Below are 4,477 nucleotides of genomic sequence, written 5' to 3' on the forward strand. Positions count from 1 at the left end.
TTGCTTGTATTGTACTCCCCTCACGAGGGATAGTCGTTGAACTTTCCTTTTCAGGCTTAGATGCTGATTGTCTATTATCATAATGTTTAGGATTTAACCTTGCACCATCCAGTATATTTTTTCTGCTTTCGCCACCATCACACTTATACCATATTTGAACGAAGGTATTATGTTGTGGTTATACTAGCTTTAAGAGTTCCCAGCAATTCAGTTTCTTTGTTGCACAGTTCTTTCTGTGTCTACATACAAGTTTCCCTATATGCTTACTAAAATTTTTGTGCGATTCATCTCACGACTAAAAGTCGCGAGTGTTCTTGCACTATTTAATAAAATTTACACAATCTTCATTTTCTTTTGGAACAAAGAATTTTCTTATTCCAGATTTATAAGCCCCTTCGATTTTTTTCGCCACTCCTCCAACAGGCAATATCTCCCCCAAAATCGTAATTTCTCCAGTAAAAGCCATATCCTGCCTTAATTCTACCCGATTTAACGCTGAAAGTATACATGTTGTAATAGCGATTCCAGCAGAAGGCCCATCCTTTTGAATGGCATTTTCATTAAAATGTACGTGAATATCATTTTCCTTGTAAAAGTTAGGATTTTTTAGATGATATTCTTCAGTTCTTGTTCTCAAATATGTAATTGCCACATTTATTCCCTCTTTCATAACTTCTGAAAGATTTCCAGTTATTATAATTTTTCCATCTCCTGGCATAACAGCCGTTTGGATTGGCATAACTCTTCCTCCCAGCGAAGTTACCCCCATTCCCATTACTTCTCCTATTTTTGACTTTTCAGTGTTCACTTTTAATGAAATACTGGGATTTTTGTCTGCACAAATGAGAGAATCTATGTTTTCCAAAGTTACATTTACTTTTTTCTTTTTTTCCAGCCATTCTTTAGCAATTCTTCCGTAAATTTTCATCAAAATTGTCTTTAATTTTCTAACTCCAGCTTCATTTGTATAATTTTGTATCACATATTTTAAAATATCATCACTAAAGAATAATTTTGAACCTATTTTTTTATTTATACTTGGAACTATATAGTTTTTTGCAATTTCAACTTTTTGTTCCAAATTATAATCTTCTAAATAAATAATTTCCATTCTACTTTTTAATGGCTCCGAAACTTCGCTTAAATTATTAGCTGTTGCTAAAAACATTACATTTGACAAATCATACTCCAACTCTAAAAATTCATCCCTAAATCTTTTATTTTGATCTGGATCCAAAATTTCGAGTAAAACTCCCTCAATATCTCCCTCCGATTTTTTCTGATTAACCTTATCTATTTCATCTAATAAAATTAAAGGATCATCACATCCAAATTTTGCCAAAGTTTTTATAATTCTTCCAGGAGCAGCTGAAGTATATCCTTTTGTAAGCCCTGTTAATTCAAATGTTGTAGATACACCACTCATAGAAATTTTTTCAAATTTTTTCCCTAATGCTTCGGCTATTGCTTCAGCTATTGAAGTCTTACCTGTTCCAGCCGAACCTGCTAAGCACAGTATAATTGGGGTTTTATTATCATTTTTTTTCATAAAGTGCCGCATTGCCAAAGATTCCAAAATAGTTTCTTTTACTTTTTCCATTCCATAATGTCTTTCATTCAAAATATTCCGTATTTTAGAAATATCAATTTTTTTTTCTTTTAAAGTTCTCTTCCAGTCAAGCTGATTAATAATATCAAGACATTTTTTTATTTTTATCACATAATTGTCTATTGAATCTTCATTTTTACCATAATGTTCCATGTATTCCTTTATTTTAGACTTGTTTTCTTCACTTGTATTCAGTTCTTCCACATCTTCAATTTCTAATATTTGCTTTTTAATATCACTTTTTCCAGCCATAGCTTCGCTCCTAAAATTCAAAATTTTCAAACTTATGCATAACGTATGAATTGTACAAAACTTTGTTATATTATAACATTCTTTTAGTAGTTTTTCACTTCTTTTACCTTAGAGTATCAAAGAAAAATTATGTGAATTGTTTACTTTCACGTTATTTCAATATGTGGTATAATATTGACATATATTTTAAAACTTGGGAGAGAAAATGACTAAAATAATGGAAGAAGAAAATGAAAATTGTGAAGTAAAAGTTATCCACAAGAACATTGTGGAAAAAGTAGAAAAAACAATGCCAAAAGAAGAAGTTGTATACGATTTGTCAGATTTTTTTAAAATATTGGGAGATACAACTAGAATGAAAATTTTAAGCGCTTTGTTTCAAGAGGAAATGTGCGTTTGTGATATTGCATATCTTTTAAAAATGACACAATCTGCTATTTCACATCAACTGCGAGTATTAAAGCAAGGAAGATTTGTAAAATATAGAAAAGATGGAAAAATAGTATATTATTCACTAGAAGATGAGCATATAAAGCATATCGTTGAGCAGGGAATGACACATATTTTGGAAAAAAGATAATTATTATTTGAAAACCAAATAATTTTTCTGTACAAATAATTTTAAATATGTTATAATTACAAAAAGTAGATAATTTCATAGTAAAATTAGCTCAGAAACTATAACTATCTTACTCAAACCCTAAGTTTATATAATTTTAAATAGGTTCGAGTACAAATACAAAATAAAAATTAAGGAGAAAAAAATGGCAGAAATAAAAAATAAAGTAACATTCAAGGGAAATCCTATAACTCTTACTGGAAATGAAGTAAAAGCTGGACAAACAGCACCTGATTTTACAGTTTTATCACCAGAACTAAAGGAAATAAAATTAAGTGACTATAAGGGAAAAGTTGTTGTAATTGCAGTATTTCCATCAGTTGACACTGGAGTATGTGCATTACAGCTAGCTAGATTCAATCAAGAAGCCGCAAGTTTTGGAGATGATGTACAACTGCTTACAATTTCAGTTGACTTGCCATTTGCACTTGGAAGATATTGTGCAGACAAGGGAATTGCAAATGCCCTAACAGCTTCAGATCACAAAGATTTAGACTTTGGAACAAAATATGGATTTGTAATAAAAGAACTAAGATTGTTAGCCAGAGGAGTCGTTATTGTTGACAAAAATGGAATTATTCAATATGTAGAATATGTTCCAGAAATTGGAGAACAGCCAGATTATGAAAGAGCATTGAAAGTAATAAAAGAATTAACTAAATAGGGTGTGTAAAAACAGGATGGTAAAACTACCATCCTGTACCATATATTATATTTTGAGTTTACACAAAATTCTGTACACTCTCTTCAAAACAAAAAATAACCGCTGTCTTTTACAACAACGATTATTTAAAAATTTTTCTAGTCTTTTACATTTCGCACTGGATTTTCAGATAATTTTTGGTTTTCAATTTTTTTATCAAGTATTTTCTGATTATCTTTTTGTACAACATCAACTACTGGCTGTGGTTGATGTATCGTAACCTAATTTTTGTAAACATTTTTAAAAGCATTTACAATTTATATAAGTCCTTAAGTATATTCCAGAATTCTCAAAATAAGAATTTTTTAAAACAATAAGTATATTTTTATCTTTTTGTTTTTTTTCAGCAATATATCTTCTATAAGTTTGTTAGCCATTAATCCAGCTTCTTGATAGTCTATTCCTTGGACAAAATTGTAGGAGTTATTAAAAATTAATACATACTCTTTTTTATTTGAAAAATTGATATTTTTATCTATTCTTTTTATAAATTCGTCTGCTAATTCATTTTGTTTTAAATCCATAATAAAAATATTTTTATTTTCTTCTAATTTAAATATTTTATCTTCATTTGACATATCGTCTCTTATAATCTTGCTATTAAAAATTTTTGTCATATTATCAAATACAAGATAAATTTCCAAATTTAATTTATTGCTCCACCATTGCATAAGTGCTATTAAGTATTGATAGCTAATCCCCCTATCTATTTCACTCATAATTAATTTTGAATTATCGTAAATTATTACAACATTTGCTTCTTTGTCTCCAAATAATTTTTTTACTATATGTTCAGATTCCATAGCAGCATCTCTAAAAGAATACCAATCATACCCGTATAAATGTTTATAATCATATATAATATCAATTTCATCCATTATTGCTATACAAAAATCATTTATATTTTTTATTTTTTCACTATCTAATTCTATAACCCATTTACCTTCTAAATTTTTATACAATTTTTTTTGTTGTTCCTGATTTATTATGGTTAAACTACTCCCCATTATTGCTACCCTTCTTTCTTTGTTACTTAGTATTTATTTGTTCAGGTTTAATTTCTTTAAAAGTCTTATAATGATCATCTGTATAATATGTATTATCTCACAACATTTGTCCAAGATTTTGGGTACACTCCAATATCCTATTGTCGCTCCGGTATTTATTCCCATACTTGAACTATTTGAGCTATAATTATTATGCAATTCTACAGTTTCTGAAGTAGCAACTTATTGAAAAATTTTAAATAAAGCTGCTACTTTACTAAATATTTTTTTACTTCATAGATGGAAAT

4 protein-coding genes are annotated in these 4,477 nt (G+C 28.6%); 2 read left to right on the forward strand and 2 right to left on the reverse strand.

The annotated features are described in order from the left end of the window. Positions 1-319: 319 nt before the first annotated feature. A complete protein-coding gene (locus ACO409_RS10300) occupies positions 320-1,861 on the reverse strand; it encodes a S16 family serine protease (RefSeq protein ID WP_485556985.1) in 1,542 nt (513 codons plus the stop codon). A 205-nt stretch (positions 1,862-2,066) separates the two neighbouring features. Between ACO409_RS10300 and ACO409_RS10305 the strand changes: the two genes are divergently transcribed. Then, the gene (locus ACO409_RS10305) at positions 2,067-2,441 is read left to right on the forward strand and encodes an ArsR/SmtB family transcription factor (RefSeq protein WP_485556987.1); all 375 of its coding nucleotides are present in this window, start codon (positions 2,067-2,069) and stop codon (positions 2,439-2,441) included. Between the two features lie 184 nt (positions 2,442-2,625). Next, a complete protein-coding gene (tpx, locus tag ACO409_RS10310) occupies positions 2,626-3,144 on the forward strand; it encodes a thiol peroxidase (RefSeq protein ID WP_485556989.1) in 519 nt (172 codons plus the stop codon). Positions 3,145-3,488: 344 nt separating this feature from the next. Here the strand turns inward: tpx and ACO409_RS10315 are convergent, their stop codons facing one another. Continuing rightward, positions 3,489-4,190 (reverse strand): hypothetical protein, encoded by a 702-nt coding sequence (locus tag ACO409_RS10315; RefSeq protein WP_068155340.1) that lies wholly within the window; start codon positions 4,188-4,190, stop codon positions 3,489-3,491. Positions 4,191-4,477 lie beyond the last annotated feature (287 nt).

The organism is Leptotrichia sp., from assembly GCF_057270615.1.

Bases quoted from the DNA above. Each gene is read 5' to 3' on its own strand.
- ACO409_RS10300 (WP_485556985.1), bottom strand. From the start codon at position 1,861: ATGGCTGGAAAAAGTGATATTAAAAAGCAAATATTAGAAATTGAAGAT.
- ACO409_RS10305 (WP_485556987.1), top strand. From the start codon at position 2,067: ATGACTAAAATAATGGAAGAAGAAAATGAAAATTGTGAAGTAAAAGTT.
- tpx (WP_485556989.1), top strand. From the start codon at position 2,626: ATGGCAGAAATAAAAAATAAAGTAACATTCAAGGGAAATCCTATAACT.
- ACO409_RS10315 (WP_068155340.1), bottom strand. From the start codon at position 4,190: ATGGGGAGTAGTTTAACCATAATAAATCAGGAACAACAAAAAAAATTG.